This window comes from Paenibacillus sp. PK1-4R (assembly GCF_030369595.1).
GTDB lineage: Bacteria > Bacillota > Bacilli > Paenibacillales > Paenibacillaceae > Paenibacillus.
The window spans coordinates 6,351,555-6,369,638 of sequence record NZ_CP126535.1; the positions used below are offsets into that span (position 1 = coordinate 6,351,555).

15 protein-coding genes are annotated in these 18,084 nt (G+C 50.0%); 7 read left to right on the plus strand and 8 right to left on the minus strand.

Features of this window, described 5'->3' with window-relative positions:
* Nucleotides 1-99 precede the first annotated feature (99 nt).
* The 7 genes from QNO02_RS27640 (at nucleotide 100) to QNO02_RS27670 (ending at nucleotide 8,257) form a co-directional block, all read left to right on the plus strand.
* The gene (locus tag QNO02_RS27640; RefSeq protein ID WP_091036238.1) at nucleotides 100-723 is read left to right on the plus strand and encodes a TetR/AcrR family transcriptional regulator; all 624 of its coding nucleotides are present in this window, start codon (nucleotides 100-102) and stop codon (nucleotides 721-723) included.
* Nucleotides 720-1,061, plus strand: a complete 342-nt coding sequence (locus QNO02_RS27645) for a DMT family transporter (RefSeq protein ID WP_091036235.1) — start codon at nucleotides 720-722, stop codon at nucleotides 1,059-1,061. The genes QNO02_RS27640 and QNO02_RS27645 overlap by 4 nt, the downstream gene beginning before the upstream one ends.
* Nucleotides 1,061-1,375, plus strand: a complete 315-nt coding sequence (locus tag QNO02_RS27650; protein WP_017691901.1) for a DMT family transporter — start codon at nucleotides 1,061-1,063, stop codon at nucleotides 1,373-1,375. The genes QNO02_RS27645 and QNO02_RS27650 overlap by 1 nt, the downstream gene beginning before the upstream one ends.
* 300 nt (nucleotides 1,376-1,675) lie before the next feature.
* Nucleotides 1,676-1,807, plus strand: a complete 132-nt coding sequence (locus QNO02_RS27655) for a hypothetical protein (RefSeq protein WP_256332384.1) — start codon at nucleotides 1,676-1,678, stop codon at nucleotides 1,805-1,807.
* Between the two features lie 213 nt (nucleotides 1,808-2,020).
* Nucleotides 2,021-2,968, plus strand: a complete 948-nt coding sequence (locus tag QNO02_RS27660; protein ID WP_124116559.1) for a TetR/AcrR family transcriptional regulator — start codon at nucleotides 2,021-2,023, stop codon at nucleotides 2,966-2,968.
* A gap of 33 nt (nucleotides 2,969-3,001) precedes the next feature.
* Nucleotides 3,002-6,238 carry an efflux RND transporter permease subunit gene (locus QNO02_RS27665; protein ID WP_289390528.1) on the plus strand — a complete coding sequence of 1,079 codons (3,237 nt, stop codon included), beginning with the start codon at nucleotides 3,002-3,004 and terminating at the stop codon, nucleotides 6,236-6,238.
* A 342-nt stretch (nucleotides 6,239-6,580) separates the two neighbouring features.
* Nucleotides 6,581-8,257, plus strand: coding sequence for a PucR family transcriptional regulator (locus tag QNO02_RS27670; protein ID WP_289390529.1), 1,677 nt, complete (start codon nucleotides 6,581-6,583; stop codon nucleotides 8,255-8,257).
* A 16-nt stretch (nucleotides 8,258-8,273) separates the two neighbouring features.
* Here the strand turns inward: QNO02_RS27670 and QNO02_RS27675 are convergent, their stop codons facing one another.
* From QNO02_RS27675 to QNO02_RS27710, 8 genes are all read right to left on the minus strand, one after another.
* Nucleotides 8,274-8,501 carry a hypothetical protein gene (locus QNO02_RS27675; RefSeq protein WP_062836929.1) on the minus strand — a complete coding sequence of 76 codons (228 nt, stop codon included), beginning with the start codon at nucleotides 8,499-8,501 and terminating at the stop codon, nucleotides 8,274-8,276.
* Nucleotides 8,501-9,946 carry a dihydropyrimidinase gene (hydA, locus tag QNO02_RS27680; RefSeq protein WP_289390530.1) on the minus strand — a complete coding sequence of 482 codons (1,446 nt, stop codon included), beginning with the start codon at nucleotides 9,944-9,946 and terminating at the stop codon, nucleotides 8,501-8,503. Before hydA ends, QNO02_RS27675 begins: the two co-directional genes overlap by 1 nt.
* Nucleotides 9,943-11,238 carry an NAD-dependent dihydropyrimidine dehydrogenase subunit PreA gene (gene preA / locus QNO02_RS27685; protein ID WP_091036224.1) on the minus strand — a complete coding sequence of 432 codons (1,296 nt, stop codon included), beginning with the start codon at nucleotides 11,236-11,238 and terminating at the stop codon, nucleotides 9,943-9,945. Before preA ends, hydA begins: the two co-directional genes overlap by 4 nt.
* Before the next feature lie 649 nt (nucleotides 11,239-11,887).
* Nucleotides 11,888-13,255, minus strand: coding sequence for an NAD(P)-dependent oxidoreductase (locus QNO02_RS27690; protein WP_289392912.1), 1,368 nt, complete (start codon nucleotides 13,253-13,255; stop codon nucleotides 11,888-11,890).
* 50 nt (nucleotides 13,256-13,305) lie between these two features.
* The gene (locus tag QNO02_RS27695) at nucleotides 13,306-14,187 is read right to left on the minus strand and encodes a nitrilase-related carbon-nitrogen hydrolase (protein WP_289390531.1); all 882 of its coding nucleotides are present in this window, start codon (nucleotides 14,185-14,187) and stop codon (nucleotides 13,306-13,308) included.
* Between the two features lie 4 nt (nucleotides 14,188-14,191).
* The gene (locus QNO02_RS27700; protein ID WP_289390532.1) at nucleotides 14,192-15,481 is read right to left on the minus strand and encodes a M20 family metallo-hydrolase; all 1,290 of its coding nucleotides are present in this window, start codon (nucleotides 15,479-15,481) and stop codon (nucleotides 14,192-14,194) included.
* 109 nt (nucleotides 15,482-15,590) lie between these two features.
* Complete coding sequence (locus QNO02_RS27705) at nucleotides 15,591-16,964, minus strand: aspartate aminotransferase family protein (protein ID WP_289390533.1); 1,374 nt, start codon at nucleotides 16,962-16,964, stop codon at nucleotides 15,591-15,593.
* A gap of 19 nt (nucleotides 16,965-16,983) precedes the next feature.
* Complete coding sequence (locus tag QNO02_RS27710) at nucleotides 16,984-18,048, minus strand: ABC transporter substrate-binding protein (RefSeq protein ID WP_289390534.1); 1,065 nt, start codon at nucleotides 18,046-18,048, stop codon at nucleotides 16,984-16,986.
* Between the last annotated feature and the right edge of the window lie 36 nt (nucleotides 18,049-18,084).

Here is an 18,084-nt window from a genome sequence, read left to right on the forward strand (position 1 = left end):
TCCGCCTGTACTCTACTGTGCAGGCGGATATTTTCATCTTGACAGGCGATGTGAAGTGTGAAAACATAATTACCTAACGACCGTTAGGAAGGTGATTGAATGACTGCACAATCCATTCGGGATGCTGCCCTGTTCCATTTTGCGAGAGATGGCTATGAGGGAGCTTCTCTGAGAGCTATTGCTGATGAAGTCGGGATTAAAAAACCGTCCATATATGCACATTTTAGCTGCAAGGATGACTTGTTTTTGCACACTCTGGCCTTTGCTTTTCACGAGGTAAAACGGCACACACTGGAATATTTCCGCGATCATGCGGATCTGCCATTGGAGCAGAGGCTGAAAGGCTTGTTGATCTGGTTCGAACAAGAATACAATGCCCATGCTTCGGCTCGATTGATGTTGCGTAATTGTTTTTACCCACCCCTTTCTCTGTATGGCGAAGTGATGGATCAGGTGTATCCGTTTATCGATGGCATGGAACGTGCACTGAATCGTCTGCTGCAACGGGCAATGCGTAATGGAGATATACCGCCCCTTCCCGCGGAACAAGCCGCCATTGCATTTATGACGTTCCTCGACGGCATTACCGTGGAAATTATCTATGGAAGCTCACGTCGGTACAAGAGACGGTTGGAAGCATCCTGGCCTGTCTTTTGGCATGGCATTCATCATTTGAACGAAGAGGCACAAAGCGTTGTGCCGAAAGGAGATTTAACAACATGAACCGCAACTGGTTATATGTATTTATCGGTGGAATTATTGAGATTGTCTGGGTAAGCGGGCTGAAACATGCCTCGAATGCCTGGGAGTGGACTTTAACGGGGATTGCCATCGTGATCAGCTTTGGACTGATCATTGCCGCTTCCAAAAGACTGCCTGTGGGTACGGTGTATGCCGTCTTTACGGGAATTGGTACGGCGGGTACCGTCCTTACGGAAATGGTACTGTTCGGTGAACCGTTCCGCTTGGCCAAAGTATTGCTCATCGGGCTGCTGCTCTGCGGCGTAATCGGACTGAAGCTGGTTACGGATCAGCAAGAAGCCCAAGGAGGTGCAGCGTAATGGCTTGGATGGCAATTGTAGGTGCAGGGATATGTGAAATTTTCGGTGTAATCGGTATTAATGGTGCTTCCACCAAGAAAGGATGGCCATACATCGTACTTATGCTGGTGTCGTTTGTGTTCAGCTTCTCGCTGTTGTCCTACGCCATGACGTCCATTCCCATGGGCACAGCGTATGCCGTGTGGACGGGGATCGGGACGGTCGGCAGTACGTTAACAGGCATGTTCCTGTTCGGTGAACGGAAAGAAGCGAAGCGTATCCTGTTTATCGCGATGATTTTGGTGGCAGCCGTTGGTCTGAAACTGATCACATAACGGAACAACTGAATTACACTTTATATCTCCGATTGCAGTACCACTTTCCGATCGCTGTTATCCCCAGATTTCTTTGATTCCCTTTAAAGAGGGATAAATCTGGTGATAAAGGCGAACACTTCGTTTCTTCAAGTTGGTTCTGCAATCTACGTTATCGTGTAATTCTTAGCCTCCATTATGATATCTATTAAATTCTGTAATATAAAAAGACGACTTCGATCAGGAAGTCGTCTTTTTTGGGATATGATATAAATAGGGAACCTCTCTACAATCTGCTACGTAAGAAAGGATGTCGTAATCATGAAAAAATTATTGGCACGCATGGGTTCTTATACAGGGTATACCCTTCTGATCGGCATAGCCCTCTTCTATCTCATCGCTTTTGTCGCCATTATTATACTCGCCTTGTACGCCTTTGCCGGAGTAAACTAACTTATCCATTCTTGATACCTTATCCATAACGTACATACAAGCTACACCTTGTTACTTGCCGTCTCTACTTTCATTTGATCAACCTCTTTTCTCCGCTCTAATTTTCCAATTTACTCCCATTTGAATTCCTTCAACCAGATCGTTTATACTAAGTTTGACCCTAGAGTCAATTCAAGAACTCATAAGTTCCCTGATGAGGTGAAAGTATCGTTAATGAACCCTATACATGAGATGAATGAGAAGAAAAAACTCATCATTACTACAGCACTCAAGCTATTCTCGGAAAAAGGCAGTGCCGCAACCTCCATGCAGGAGATTGCAGAGATATGCGGGATGTCTAAGGGAAGCCTTTACCTTATATTCAAATCCAAAGAGGAATTGGAAGACAGCACGATGGAGTACTGCTTATTTACGCTCATAGACGAACTATCCCAGATCGAACATGAAGCTGACCTTACTCCGAGAGAACGTTCACACAAACAGATTGAGACACTGCTGGGCCATGTGTCCGAGCTAAAGGAATTTTTGCGTGTACAGATGCAAAGCATGATGATGAATGATGAGCCACATCGCAAGGAAAAATGCAGCCCGCAGCATAAAGATCTGGAGATCCTTACCCTACACGGTTTCAAGGACAAACTGGAAGATATGTACGGACCGGAGATTGAACCCTATACGATAGATCTTATTTTGCTCATACAGGGTATGTTCCTCTCCTACGTTAAGATCTGGTTTACCGAAATGCCTTCCCTTACCGTCTCCAAAATGGCAACCAATATGCTGCAAATGATTGATTATGCAGCTTACGGATTGCTCGATCAGCGCCCTGCGCCTTTGATTTTGTTGGAAGACTGGCCCGCATGGAATAGTGATCCAAACACAGACTCCACTGTGATGCGTCATCCCATTCACATCATCAAGCAAATGCAGGATATCGCTGGTTCCGAACTGCCCGCAGGGCAAACAAAGAATGATGTGCTCGAAACTATCGCCATTCTCAGACAGGAGATGATGGAATTCACGCCTCGGCGTGCCATCATTCTCGGCATGATGCACAATTTGGAGAGCGTATCTGCCATCAAACCTTTGCACTCTGAGCTTAAGCACAGTCTGGATGCCAAGTATAGCCGGTTTATCCAGGCTGACTCGTCACACATATAAACAGGAGAAACAGAGAGGAGAAGAAACCATCGTATGAAAGGTATTATTAATTTTTCACTGAACAACAAGTTTGCGATCTGGATTCTGACAATTATCATCTCTTTTGCAGGTCTGTACAGCGGACTGACGATGAAACAAGAGACAATCCCGAACATCAACGTACCGTTTCTGAATGTCACTGCCATTGATCCGGGGGCTGCACCGGAGGGAATTGTTGAGGATGTCACGAAGCCGCTGGAAGTAAAACTACGTAATGTAGATGGCGTGAAGACGGTGACCTCCACTTCCATGGAGAATGCAGCATCCATTACACTCGAATTTGATTATGGAACAGATCTGACCAACGCAACTGCAACCGTTCGTGAGGCACTGAATGAAGTTCAATTGCCTGACAGCGTGCAGAAGCCGACCATTTCCAAGTTCAGCATTAACTCTTTCCCGGTTGTATCTCTAAGCCTGTCCGACAAGGACGGTGGTGACCTGGAGCAATTGACACGATTGGTTGAATCGGATATTCAGCCTGCACTCGAAGATATTGACGGTGTAGCTCAGGTTCAGGTGTCCGGTCAATATGTAAAAGAAGTTCAATTGAAGTTTGACCAAGCCAAAATGGCCGAGCTGGGCCTGACCGAAGATACGGTAAACGGCATCGTTCAAGGTTCATCCATTCGTGTGCCCCTTGGACTGTTTGAACTGGATAAATCCCAGAAAGCCGTTGTCGTAGATGGAAACATCATCGACATCGATGATCTGAAAAACCTTGCCATTCCAGTCGTACCTGGCGGTGCAGGTGCTTCCGCAGGCAATGGTGCAAGCGCAGCCCCACAAGGCTCTGGAGCACCAACTGGTGAAGCTGGTCAAGGTACAGCTCCTGGCTCTGCCCAAGGAACAGACCAAGCTGCAGGGCAAGCTGCCGGCGGTAATGCCAGTGTAGGGAGTCCTTCAGGCGCTGCCAATGCGCCTGGCATTCCAACTGTAAAACTAAGTGAAATTGCCAAGATCGAAGTCATCGGTCAAGCGGAATCCATTTCCCGGACAGACGGCAAGGAATCGATCGGTATTTCCATTGTAAAATCCAACGATGCCAACACGGTTGATGTCGTTAACGCAGTCAAAGATAAAGCGGAAGAGTTGCAATCGCAGTTCAAAAATGCTGATTTGACTGTACTGCTCGACCAAGGTAAGCCGATTCAGGACTCGGTGAACACGATGCTGGGCAAAGCCGTTTTTGGCGCCTTGTTTGCCATCCTGATCATCCTGCTCTTCCTGCGTAATATTCGTTCAACCATTATCTCCATTATCTCGATCCCGCTCTCCTTGCTGATGGCATTGACTGCGCTCAATATGATGGATATTACTTTGAACATGATGACGCTGGGTGCCATGACGGTTGCCATCGGACGGGTTGTCGATGACTCCATCGTTGTTATCGAGAACATCTACCGCAGATTAACACTCAAAGGCGAGAGATTGAAAGGCCGTGAACTGGTCCGCGAAGCAACTCGCGAGATGTTCATTCCAATTCTTTCTTCCACCATCGTAACAATTGCTGTATTCCTGCCACTGGCATTGGTAAGCGGTATGGTTGGTGAGCTATTCACACCATTTGCACTGACAATGGTATTCGCTTTGCTGGCATCCCTGATCGTTGCCATTACCATTGTGCCGATGCTCGCGCATACCCTGTTCCGTAAAGGGTTGAAGAATAAGCAGAATCATGAAGAAAAACCAGGCAAAATGGCGGAAGGTTACAAACGCCTGCTGAACTGGACACTGTCTCACAAACTCATCACGGTCAGTATTGCAGTGATCCTGCTGGTCGGCAGTTTATTCCTGTACCCGTTCATCGGTGCAAGCTTCTTGCCGGAACAACAAGATAAATATGTGACCATTACGTACAGCCCACAAACCGGAGCTTTGCGTGAAGATGTAGAAAAAGAAGCACTCGTTGCCGAGAAGTGGTTGCTGGAACAACCGGGTCTGGAGAAAATGCAATATTCCATCGGCGGAAGTAATCCACTGAGCAGTATGGGTGGCGGTGGTTCCAACTCGGCTCTATTCTATATTGAATATAACGAAGATACGAAAGACTTTACTCAAGTGAAGGAACAGCTTGTAGAAGGTCTGAAGAAAGAAGTTAGCGTAGGAACCTGGAGTGAGCTTGATATGTCCGGGGGTCTGGGTGGCAGCGGACTGAGCCTCTCCATCTATGGCGATAATGTAGAGCAACTCAAACCTGTATCGGATGAAATTCTGAAACTGGTTGAAGCGGATAAGGATAATTTTGAAAAAGCAGATACGACACTCGCTGACACCTACGGGCAGTATACTCTCGTTGCAGATCAGGAGAAACTAAGTTCCTTGGGCCTGACTGCAGGACAACTGGCTATGGCACTGAGCCCGACACGGGAACGTCCTGTGCTCACGGAAGTTGATATCGATAATAAAACGTACAAAGTATATGTAGAGACAGACGATAAAACATTCAGCAGTATTGATGAGATTGAGGATGAAACCGTCACTTCACCGCTTGGCATCCAAGTTCCGATCAAAGATGTTGCCAAAGTGGAAGAAGGTACGTCCCCGAACTCCATCATGCAAATTGATGGTAAGGTTGTTGTTCAAGTTACAGCCAACATCTTGGCTTCGGATGTAACGAAAGCTTCGAGTAACTTACAGGCTGAGATCGACAAACTGGATCTGCCTGATGGCGTTGAAGTGAAGTTCGGCGGTACAACTGAACAGATTAATGATACATTCACTCAACTGGGTCTCGCCATGCTGGCAGCCATCGCCATTGTATACTTCGTGCTCGTTGTTACATTCGGCGGCGGATTGGCACCATTCGCAATCCTGTTCTCCCTGCCATTTACGGTTATCGGTATTATGGTAGGTCTGTTCATCGCTGGTGGTACGCTTGATGTCTCCGCCATGATGGGTGGACTGATGCTCATCGGTATCGTGGTCACCAACGCCATCGTGTTGATCGACCGTGTTATTCACAAGGAAAAAGAGGGTATGCCTACCCGTGAAGCCTTGCTGGAAGCCGGTGCAACTCGTCTGCGTCCAATTCTGATGACCGCTCTCGCGACTATCGGTGCACTGTTGCCACTGGTAACGGGTCTCGAAGAGAGTGCCGGTATCATCTCCAAAGGATTGGGAATCACTGTAATCGGCGGTCTGATCAGCTCCACGCTGCTCACGCTGGTTATCGTACCGATTGTGTATGAGTTCCTAATGAAGTTTAAAAAGAAAAGAATCGAAGATTAAGAAGTAGAGAGTTGTGCTCATGTAAAGATTCGAGTACAACTTAACTAAAGACTGTACGCTCTAACCTCTCGCCCCTTAGCCCATATTGGAATGATTGAATTCCGATGTGATGCTAAGGGGCTTTTTTATTTGAGTCGAAATTACGTCACATAGACTGACATAGAAACCATTCATTTTAATCAAAATTACAAAAAGAATAGTCTCGATTGTCATTTGAAACAAATGAACGTCAGATTTCAGCTCATCGTCTGTAAATCGACTTATAATATGGATTAATTATGCAAGTTGACGGATTCCAGACTCCAGATAGATCACATGTGATTGGGGAAGGACGGTGGTTGTGTGGGGGAGACAACGCTTCATATTCAAGTCAGAGACATGTTAAAACGTCCCGTGTTTCGCAAGGCAGAAGTCCTTGCTAGTGAACGCGCACTGGAGCGGTATGTTCGCTGGGTTCATATTATGGAGGTTCCTGAAGTAGGGGACTTGCTCAATGGCGGGGAATTGGTACTGACGACAGGCATTGGCTGGCAGGAAGGTGAACAGCAAGGTCTGTCTTTTCTGCGTCAGTTAATTGCACGCGGGGCTGCCGGACTCTGTATGGAACTGGGGGATCACACCAAGTCGCAGCTCGGTGCCATGAAGGAAATTGCAGTCGCAGCGGATTTCCCGTTGATCTGGTTCCACGAACAAGTCCGTTATATTGATATTACGCAAGATCTGCATTTCACCCTGATTCGCAGTCATCAGCGGATGATCGCCGAACTCGATAGTCTCACCACCTCATTTAACCAGCTTCTTCTGAATGGAGATGGCGTACAACCTCTGCTTCGATTATTGTCACGAACAACCGGATGTGCCGTGGCGTTATACCCACTTGAAGGGGAAGCGAGCAGCGTTCCCTATTGCGCTCCAGAGCAGCTGGAGACTCGTCGGCAGGATTGGTTTTTGCAGCGGGGGCATTTGACGGGAGAGGATATTCCGAATGTAATGCAGCTGTCAGATAACATATTGCATGCGTTCAGCATGCCTGTTCGAGCGTTAGACTACACCTTTGCCGATCTTGTACTCATGCATCAGAAGCTGCCGGATCACGATTCAAGCATACCGATCAAACCCTCAGATGAATTCATCATTCAGGCACTGGAACGTTGCGCGGCCGCGATTGCCCAGGACTGGATGCGAACCAAATACATGGAAGAAAAACGCCGCTACAAGGAAGATATGTGGGTCATTGACTGGCTTAACGGACATCACTCCACGAAGGAAATCCATGAATATGTATCTACCGTTAATCCCCTTCTTGCAACGAGCAAAGCCACCATAATCTTATTCGACAGCAACCCCGCGTACACAGACAGCCTCAAACTTCAGAAATTATTGATCCAACGCAACATCGTTGCCCGTTCCGTGTTCACTCGGGAGAACTTCACCCTCTACAGCACCGTTCTGAACCACCAGATCATTCTTATCATTCTCGACCCACTCCCTGGATCTCAGCGCAAAAGCAGTCTCTGGCGCTGCATCGAACAGCTGCAGCAGCACGAGCAGGAACAGACCCACTGCCTATTCTCAGGCCTGATCGGTATCGGTCATAGCTGCACGGACCTCTCCCGTCTCAAGGACAGCCTGGATTCTGCGAAGGAGACACTGCGAATCCAGAAGGACATCGGTGTGATGCAACAGCCCTTTTACAGTAATCTTCATTGTTACCGCATCATCGCCAGTATGAAGCAGAGTGGCAATCTGGATGATTTCATCGAAGAATATCTGGGGCCGCTCATCCGTTACGATGTAGAAAAAGGAGGTCAGCTGCTTCGCACGCTCAAGCAATATTTGGTCCTGTGCTGCTCCAAGCAAGAGACCGCCACCGCTCTATATATCGTCAGACAGACCCTGTATCACCGGTTGGACAAAATCGAAGTCCTTTTGGGAGAAGACTATATCCTCCCAGAGAAGCGGGTAGCGATCGAACTTGCACTCTATGCCTATGAATACGTACACGGCCCGATCGCATGAAAAGCTTCAGCATGGTCTACGCTCCCCGTTGTTCCTGAAGCTGGCGAATCAGGATGTGACTGAACCACTTCCGTCCAGACGCCGTGCCCACGTATTGCTCTTGTTTCTCTTCGGGAAGATCCGGGTGCCCCCATATGACGTGAGCACCCTCCAGATGTTCCCGTACCGCATAGATCCGATAACCCTGTGCAACCATTCGCTCTATGGCGATCCTCTCGGCCTCAAACACATCATGATCCGACATCAGCTTCTCCCTCCATTCACTGCCGTCACAGGCTGTTTCATCGGTATAGGTGCGCCTGCATCATACTTGTTGCGCTTCACATATTGGCCTGCCCCTGCTGTTCCGGCATACTGCCGATCTCGAATGACATACTCCCCGCGGCACAACACCGTCACCGGACAACCCTGTACCTGCATACCTTCAAATGCACTGTAATCCACATTCATATGATGCGTATCTGCCGAGATCACCCTGTTTACAGATGGGTCAAAAATAACGATATCCGCATCTGTCCCTACAGCCAGAGTCCCTTTCTGCGGGAATAATCCAAATAACTTGCTCGCTCTTGTCGAACATAGATCGACCCACTGATTGAGCGTAATCCGCCCCATGGCTACACCTTCTGAATACAGAATGCTGAGGCGATCTTCGATGACGGGCCCACCGTTCGGAATTTTACTGAAATCATCCTTACCCAGATCCTTCTGCCCTTTGAAATTAAACGAACAATGATCGGAGCCGATCGTCTGCAACTGACCGCTTTTCAATGCATTCCACAACACTTCCTGATGTGCTGCTTCCCGCAGCGGTGGGGACCAAACATACTTTGCACCTTCAAAGTCCGGCTGATCCATGATCGACTGATCCAACGTCAAATACTGAGGACAGGTCTCCCCCCAGATTCGGTAACCCATTTCACGCATACGCGCGATTTGCTCTACAGCCTCCGCACAGGTCACATGCACCACATACAACTGTGAATCCGCAAGTGCAGCCAAACGGGCCGCCCGGCCTGTTGCTTCTCCCTCCAGCATGGATGGGCGCGTTAAGGCATGATGAATTGGTTCCGTGCGCCCTTCGGCGAGCGCCTGTCGAACCAGCAGGTCAATGACATCCCCGTTCTCGGCATGCACCATGACGAGTGCGCCGTACTCTTTGGCCTTTTGCAACGTCTGGAATAGAATCCCGTCATCGGCCTGAAACTGGTTTTTATACGCCATGAACACCTTAAAGGATGACACACCCTCTTCTTCAATGATCTGCGGTAACTCTTCCAGCACCTGATCATTCATCTCGCCAATCATGAGATGGAAACCGTAGTCGATGGCGGCTTTACCCTCGGCTTTGGCATGCCACTCCTGGAGGGATTCAATTAATGGACGGCCTTTTTGTGTCAGGCAGAAATCAATGATCGTCGTTGTACCACCAAAGGCTGCCGCTGTTGTTCCCGTCGCAAAATCATCCGCCGTTACCGTTCCACCGAATGGCATATCCAGATGCGTATGCGGGTCGATCCCGCCCGGAATAACGTAACAGCCCACTGCATCCACAACCTCCGTTCGTTCGTCAGGCACCAGTCCGATGCCAATCTGTGTGATTTTACCCTTTTCGATCAAAATATCTGCTTCAAAGGTATCTGACGCTGTGACCAACACACCATTACGAATCAATTTGCGGGTACTCATGATATCGCCTCCTTGGTTGATTGATCTCTAACGGATTGCAGCATGGCAATCGCAGACTGACGTTCATTCCAGGTTACAGGTTCCTGCTCAGGTACAAGTTCAACCATGTCAATCGCCCCATCCACCGGGCAAACGATCGAACACAGATTACAGCCAACACAGTCCTCTTCCACCACTTCCAGATAGGAGCCGGACGGGTCGGTCAACATATCAATACACTGATGCGAGGTGTCCTCACAAGCAATATGGCATTTGTTGCAATTGATGCAGATATCACGGTTGATGCGGGCGACGACTTTGTAGTTCAGATCGAGATTGCCCCAATCGGAGTAACGCGGAACCGTCTGACCTACCAGTTCTGCAACGCTGCTCAGACCCTTTTCATCCAAATAATCGTTCAGCCCATCAATCATGTCCTCCACAATGCGGAATCCATGATGCATCGCTGCGGTACATACCTGAACCCCTGTAGCACCCATGAGCAGAAACTCTGCCGTATCACGCCAGTCGGATATGCCACCAATACCCGAGATCGGCACACCCACCTCCGGATTACGGGCGCACTCGGCAACCATGTTCAGTGCAATGGGCTTCACCGCTGGGCCACAATAACCGCCATGTGCTCCTTTGCCGCCCACATGGGGCACGGTATTCCACGAATCCAGATCCACACCTGCGAGAGAGTTAATGGTATTGATCAGGGAGATCGCATCCGCGCCACCTCGTACTGCTGCCCGGGCGGTTGCCGTAATATCCGTGATATTCGGCGTAAGCTTCACGATCACCGGTGTGGTTGCCACTTCCTTCACCCACATCGTCTGGAGTTCTACGAGGTCAGGTTGCTGACCAGAGGCGGCTCCCATACCACGTTCGGCCATGCCGTGCGGGCAACCAAAGTTCAGCTCCAGCCCGTCGACGCCGACGGCTTCCACCTTTTTCACAATCTCATGCCATTTCTCCCGCGTAGGTTCCACCATCAGTGAAGCGACAACCGCACGATCCGGGAATCGCTTCTTGGTCTCGGCAATCTCCCGCAGGTTCACTTCCAGCGGACGATCGGATATCAATTCAATATTGTTAAACCCCGCCACCCGCTGTCCACCAAAATGGACTGCCGCGAAACGCGAGGATGTATTGATAATTGGCTCACCCAGCGTCTTCCACACCGCACCACCCCAACCCGCTTCGAATGCACGCTGAACCTGATATCCCGTATTGGTCGGTGGTGCAGAAGCCAGCCAAAATGGATTGGGTGATCGAATACCTGCCAGATTAATGGATAAGTCAGCCATAACAATCCCTCCTTGGTGTTGTTTGAACTTATTAGTTACACTGGACACTCCGATGACAGAACAACCTTCCGATCGCTGTTATTCCCAGATTTTTTTTTGATTCCTTTTCTAAAGGGAAAATCCGGGAATAAAGGCGAGCTTATGCTTCCGATGCAGCTTTCCTTCAGAAAGCTTTTAACTCCGTTTCTTCAGGTTTTTTCTGTCCTCTCCGTTATCGTGTAAATGATTAGTTCAACTTATATAGTTACACTGGAATATTTGGTCGTGCTCAGGATCTCTGCGTAGTAATAGGTTCTAGATAGCACGCAACTAAATACTAACGAACTATACAGCTCTTATTCGGCCCATATGCGGTGAATTCAAAATCTAACGAATCGTAGAAGTCTTATTGTGCTGTATTCGCTCATTTCGGCTTCATTTCAACGGTTCTCCATCAACATAAGACGTGTGAGATTCGTTAGATTTTCCAATTCTTCATAATTGCCACTATAAGGTGCGTAAGGTTCGTTAGCGCGTCAGGGACACCGCGCCAGACCTCTCGCTCAGATCTACACCTTCAACACTCTAGCAGTCCCTTGCGCCCTCCCACCCGCGCATCTCCTTCCACGCTTTCCGTGCACTCTCCACTTTTCTTTGTCTCCCTCACTGCTCACGCCGTCTCTTCCACCTGTCCAGGCAATGCCTTCATGACTGCCGCAGCAGCCAGCTTACCCTGCTGTGCAGCCGAGACAACCATCGCCTCACCCTGGCCCTGACCAAAAATAACGTCTCCTGCCGCATAGATCTGAGGATGCGAGGTACGGTACGTATGCGGATCGATCTCAACGACACCCCAGTGGTGACTCAGCCCAAACGCTTCAATTAATGGTAATAAACGATGCTGCCCAATCGCCCGGATGACCGTATCACATTCAATCATGAACTCCGATCCCTCGACAGGCACAGGCAACGCGCGCCCACCGCCAGGTGGGGTAATTAGCTCCATTTTCACGCATTCCACAGCCTGAACCCGACCGTTCTCGTCTCCAATAATACGCTGCGGCATCGTAAACCAGCGGAACTCCACACCCTCCTGCTTGGCAAAAGTATATTCAAACGCATACGCCGTCATCTGGCTTTCCCCGCGTCGATATAACATCTGCACCCGCTCGGCACCAAGACGTACCGAACAGGTCGCTGCATCTACCGCCGTATTGCCCGCGCCAATAACGGCAACCTTCAGACCATTCAGCGCGGGCGGAACACCCTGCTTGGTAGACTCCACCAGTTCAATCGCATCATAGACACCTTCCAGTGTCTCCCCTTCAATGCCCAGCATGGGTACTGAACCCATGCCACAGGCCAGAATGACCGCTTCATGCTGCTCCAGCAACTGCGAAGCAGGGATATCTACACCGATGCGCACCCCATAACGGATCTGCACACCAAGTGCCTCCACCTGCTCCACTTCCCATAGTGCAACCGATTCGGGCAAACGGAAGGATACGATGCCGTACGTATTCAGCCCGCCGCCTTTGGATTTTGCCTCGTAGATCGTCACCTCATACCCTTCGCGCCCCAGTTCACGTGCAGCCGACAGTCCCGCAGGACCTGCTCCCACAACGGCGACGCTTCTCCCATTGGCAGGTGCTGCCTGGAATAACGGCTCATTCTTCGCCCGTGCCCAGTCGGTGGCATAACGCTGCAAGTCACCAATCCGAATCGGCTTCGACGATTCGTTTAGCACACATGCGCCTTCACACAGCTCTTCCGTGGGACATACACGTGCGCAGCTGGCTCCAACCGGATTCGCATCCATGATGGTGCGGGCCGATCCTTTCAGGTGCCCTGTTGATATTTTGCTAATAAAAGAAGGAATATTAATGTCGGTTGGACAGGCCTTGATACAAGGTGCATCGTAACAGTACAGACAGCGGTTTGACTCCTCCATCGCTTCCTTACCTGTCATGGCGGGTTTCATCTCGGCAAAACGACTCTCCCACCCATAATCGGATAACGTTGTTCCTGAGCTGTTCATCAATGTCATGCACCTCCTGAAGTTTGATCCGGGCTAGTTTCCAGCTACTTTTACAAACTAACCAGATGTTCGTACGTTTCCGGCCTGCGATCGCGGTAGAACTGCCACACATTACGCACCTCACGAATCATCTCCGTATCCATCTCGCCAATGACGACCTCATCCTGATCACGGCTGCCGATTGCAACCATTCTGCCTCGCGGATCGACCAGGTACGACTGTCCGTAAAATTCACCCATATTCCACGGTGCTTCCACGCCAACCCGATTGATCGCTGCAACATAATAGCCGTTAGCTACCGCGTGAGCAGGCTGTTCCAGTTTCCACAGATATTCCGATGTACCCGCAACCGTAGCTGAAGGATTGAAAACAATCTCTGCCCCCGCCAACCCGAGCAATCGTGCGCCTTCCGGAAAATGACGATCATAACAGATGTACACGCCGACTCTGGCGTAGGCCGTATCAAAAACCGGAAACCCGAGGTTACCTGGTTTGAAATAATACTTTTCCCAGAACCCATTTGTACCCTCACCTGCTTCCACATGCGGGATATGATGTTTGCGGTATTTGCCCAGATATGAACCATCTGCATCAATGACAGCTGCCGTATTGTAATACGAAGCAATGCCCTCCACCTCATACACAGGTAAAATAATCACCACCGCAAGCTCCTTCGCCAGTTCCTGAAAACGTCTGGTCGTTGGCCCTTCCGGCACCGGTTCAGCGGATGCATACCATTTTGGATTCTGCTCTGTGCAAAAGTACGGGCCATAGAATACTTCCTGCAATCCGATGATCTTGGCCCCTCGTGCAGCAGCTTCACGGACCAGCGTTATGTGCTTCTGAACCGCAGCTTCTTTGTGTACCTCAACGGGAGCCGAACCTTCAATCTCATGAGAAGCCTGGATTAATCCGATGCTAATTTTGCCCATAACGTCACAACGCCTCCTCAGGTAAAATGATTGGTTGGTTCATTCCACTGCACATCCTCCGAATGGTGCGATATAACACTTCCGTGCCGAGTCCAATATCCTCCGGGGAGGAATATTCGCTGGGATGATGACTGATGCCGTCTTTGCTGCGGACAAAGATCATGCCATAATCACATACAAGCGAAAGGGCCAATGCATCATGGAACGGACCACTCATCAGTTCTGGCAAAGTAACCCCGATCTCTTCCGCGGATGAACGAATCACCGACATGATTGACTCTGCACAATACCGCGGCTCACTGTTCGTATCCTCTGTCAGCGAGTAGGTTAGACCATATCGGGAACTCACGTCATCCAAAATGTTCATCAATCGGGCTTCAAGCCGGTTCCTGCGCTCCATCTGCATATCTCGTAAATCAACCGTGAAACTGACTTCCTCCGGGATGATATTCCGCGAATCTGGAAACACCCTCAGACTACCCACCGTACCTACGGTTGGAGCTTCCGGGTCTTCTCTCACCATGTCGTCAAAAGCCGCAATGACTTTGGCGCTGCCTACCAAAGCATCATGTCGCATTGCCATTGGAACGGAGCCAGCATGACCCGCCATACCTTTCATCGTCACCGTAAGCCATAGCGGGCCCGAGATGCCCGTCACCAGACCCACAGGAGCATTGAGTGCTTCCAGTACAGGCCCCTGCTCAATGTGCAGCTCCAGATAACTGCCTATGGAACCTGGCGGATAGATCGCTTCTTCAAAATCCGAAGGAGAACAGCCGAAGGCTTCCAGTGCCTCCCGGCGGGTCACTCCGTTTTTATCCTGCCGCTCCAGTTCGCCTTCTTCCAACTGACCGGTTATGCCACGTGAGCCGAACAGGCCTTTGTTAAAACGGGAACCCTCTTCATCGCAAAAAGCAATCACCTCAATCGGCATACGGGGCTGAATGCCATTTTCGATCAAGCATTGCACCGCTTCGAGTGCGCCGAGCACACCAATCGCTCCATCATATCGACCGCCATATGGCTGAGAGTCGATATGGGAACCAATCATGAGGATCGGCTGCGCCTGATCCGCGCCTTCCAGACGACCAATCAGATTGCCGAAGGCATCAAGTCGTGTCGTCAGACCGGCCTTTTCCATCCAGAGACGAACCTGAATGATGCCGTCCATATCTTCCGGGGTCAGGGCAAGTCGGCAGACACCCGTCTCCGCGATTCGGCCAATGCGTGATAACTGCTCAATTCGTTCATTCAACCGAAGCTCATTAATGAGTGTGCCTGTTGTGGTCTGCATCCTCCCTCGCCTCCTTTCGCTTATTTATCGCGTAATGATATGAAAATCTCCAGCTCGCTTGCTAAACCGTAAACGTCTGTCGTACCTGTGTATTATCCATCTATGGCAACTAACCTGCGTCCAGACTACGTAGTGCAACGAGCAAGCTACCCGCGATCAGATCCAGCTCTTCCTCGGTGGTGACAAACGGTGGTGAGATTGTCAAAATGTTCGCAAACCCCGGCACGGTATCACCGTTCTTGCCAATCAGAATGCCGTCCCTTTTACAACTGGCGAGTACCTTCATCACTTTATCCGCTTCCGCAGGAGAACCATCTGCTTCAATCAATTCCACCCCACAGGCGAATCCAAATGAACGGATATCCCCCACAACGGACAGCTCTAGCAAAGGTTCCAACTTCTCACGAAGCAGGTATCCCAGTTCTTCCGCGCGGCTGACCAGATTTTCTCGTTCCAGAATCTCCAGATTCGCCAGTGCCACCCGGCAGGAAACGGGATTCCCGCCAAAGGTATTCACATGGCGAAAATGGGCATCCGGTCCGGATTCCCGGAACGTGTCATACAGATCGGCTCGCACGGCCGTTGCTGAGAGCGGCGAATAAGCACTGGTCATGCCTTTTGCCATCGTCACAATATCTGGCTGTACGCCGTAGTTCTGATGACCAAACTTCTGCCCCGAGCGGCCAAAACCACAGATTACCTCATCCACAATGAGCAAAACTCCATAGCGCTGACAGATCTCTTGCACGGTGCGCATATAATCCGGCGGGGGCACAATCATGCCGCCTCCTGTGATCACCGGCTCCATAATTACTGCGGCAACCGTCTCAGGACCTTCCCAACGAATCACCTCTTCATAGATGGTTGCACATTCGAGTCCGCATCCATCTTTGTTCCGTCCAAACGGGCAGCGATAACAATACGGTGGCGGAACATGAGAGAAACCTACGCCGAGCGGCTCGTACTTGATCTTGCGAGCGGCTTGCCCGGTCGCGCCCAGCGCGCCCATGGAGTTGCCGTGATAGGCACGGTGACGGGAGATGAATTTGTGCCGAGTAGGCTCACCATTCTGATGGTGATACTGACGGGCTATTTTAAAAGCCACCTCATTTGCATCTGAACCCGAGTTGGAGAAGAATATTCGATATTCCCCCTCCAGCCAGTCATTCAACTTCTCTGCCAACAAAATCGCCGGTTCGTGACTCTGCGTCATCGGTACGTAAGCGAGTGCTTTCATCTGTTCGTAGGCACTTCTCGCAATCTCCTCACGGCCATGCCCCACATTCACACACCACAGTCCAGACATCGCATCCAGATAACGTGTACCATCCTGATCAGTAATCCAGCTGCCCTCCCCACTTACCGCAATCATTGGATGATCGTTATGAGGCGAGATGTGATGCCACACGTATTTGCGATCCTTCTCCAGCCATTCTTCCTTCGTACCGCCAAGCGGCTGCGGCTGCTGATCTACAGAACTCATTCGTCATCCTCCTCCACGCTTATTTCACCGCTTCTTCATAGATGCTTTTCTCCAGCGCTTCATCCAGATTTGCGGCTTTTTTGATCAGGCCATAGTTCAGTGCAATATCCGCAGTTCGGGTAAATGACTCATCCACAAAACTGCCGACTTGCTGCTCCGTAAATCCTTCCGGGCGAATCAGCTTTGCAATCTCTTCGAGCATTGTGACCTGATGTTCACGAGTGGTGCTGCCCTCCGTCACATTACTCATCACGATATCCACCGTCTCATCCTGATTGTCGATGGCGTAATTCCAGCCTTTCAGAATGGCACGAGTCACTTTAACCGCAAGCTCACGGTTGCTGTCTACCCATTCCTTCTTGGCAATCAGCGTATCCTCCAGCATGCCAACACCAGCATCTTCAATGTTGAATACATCCAGATCGGATTCTTTTGTTCCACTTTCCAGCACCACGTGATATTCGTTGTAGATCGTTGCCGTCGCCACATCTACCTGATCATTGAAAAACTGATCCATCGTGAACCCCTGCTTCACCAGTTCAATGTCTTTCTTCGGATCCAGGCCGTTCTTCTCCATGAACGCGAGCACCTGAAACTGCTGACTGCCGAACCAGGTACTGACCTTTTTGCCTTTCATCTGAGCGGGATCGGTAATACCGAGGGACTTCTTGGCAATCAAGCGATAACTGCTCTTCTGTGAGATCTGGGCGAGCGAGACAAGCGGCAGACCGTTATCCCGGCTGACCAGCAAACTGTCTACTCCCGTGATCCCCACATCGGCCGCACCATTGACCACCTGCTGCTCTATCACGATATCCGGCCCACCCGGAATAATCTCGGCATCAATGCCTTCATCTGCAAAAAAACCTTTTTCCTTCGCTGCGTAAATCCCGGCAAACTGAGCCTGCGGCACCCATTTCAGCTGAATTTTCACTTTGATTAACGGTTGATCTGCTTCTCCCGCCCCTCCTGAACTCGCAGCTACAGGCTCAGCCGCTGGCTCGGACTTCGTAGAACATGCGCTCAGCATCGTAACAACCAACAGGACCAATACCAGCAAACCCGGCTTCAACGTTTTGTACATGTACAGAACAACCCCCTGTTTATATACGATTTTTCA

Excerpts from the sequence above, each read along its gene's own strand:
- QNO02_RS27640 (WP_091036238.1), top strand. The coding sequence starts at position 100 with ATGACTGCACAATCCATTCGGGATGCTGCCCTGTTCCATTTTGCGAGA.
- QNO02_RS27645 (WP_091036235.1), top strand. The coding sequence starts at position 720 with ATGAACCGCAACTGGTTATATGTATTTATCGGTGGAATTATTGAGATT.
- QNO02_RS27650 (WP_017691901.1), top strand. The coding sequence starts at position 1,061 with ATGGCTTGGATGGCAATTGTAGGTGCAGGGATATGTGAAATTTTCGGT.
- QNO02_RS27655 (WP_256332384.1), top strand. The coding sequence starts at position 1,676 with ATGAAAAAATTATTGGCACGCATGGGTTCTTATACAGGGTATACCCTT.
- QNO02_RS27660 (WP_124116559.1), top strand. The coding sequence starts at position 2,021 with ATGAACCCTATACATGAGATGAATGAGAAGAAAAAACTCATCATTACT.
- QNO02_RS27665 (WP_289390528.1), top strand. The coding sequence starts at position 3,002 with ATGAAAGGTATTATTAATTTTTCACTGAACAACAAGTTTGCGATCTGG.
- QNO02_RS27675 (WP_062836929.1), bottom strand. The coding sequence starts at position 8,501 with ATGTCGGATCATGATGTGTTTGAGGCCGAGAGGATCGCCATAGAGCGA.
- hydA (WP_289390530.1), bottom strand. The coding sequence starts at position 9,946 with ATGAGTACCCGCAAATTGATTCGTAATGGTGTGTTGGTCACAGCGTCA.
- preA (WP_091036224.1), bottom strand. The coding sequence starts at position 11,238 with ATGGCTGACTTATCCATTAATCTGGCAGGTATTCGATCACCCAATCCA.
- QNO02_RS27690 (WP_289392912.1), bottom strand. The coding sequence starts at position 13,255 with ATGAACAGCTCAGGAACAACGTTATCCGATTATGGGTGGGAGAGTCGT.
- QNO02_RS27695 (WP_289390531.1), bottom strand. The coding sequence starts at position 14,187 with ATGGGCAAAATTAGCATCGGATTAATCCAGGCTTCTCATGAGATTGAA.
- QNO02_RS27700 (WP_289390532.1), bottom strand. The coding sequence starts at position 15,481 with ATGCAGACCACAACAGGCACACTCATTAATGAGCTTCGGTTGAATGAA.
- QNO02_RS27705 (WP_289390533.1), bottom strand. The coding sequence starts at position 16,964 with ATGAGTTCTGTAGATCAGCAGCCGCAGCCGCTTGGCGGTACGAAGGAA.
- QNO02_RS27710 (WP_289390534.1), bottom strand. The coding sequence starts at position 18,048 with ATGTACAAAACGTTGAAGCCGGGTTTGCTGGTATTGGTCCTGTTGGTT.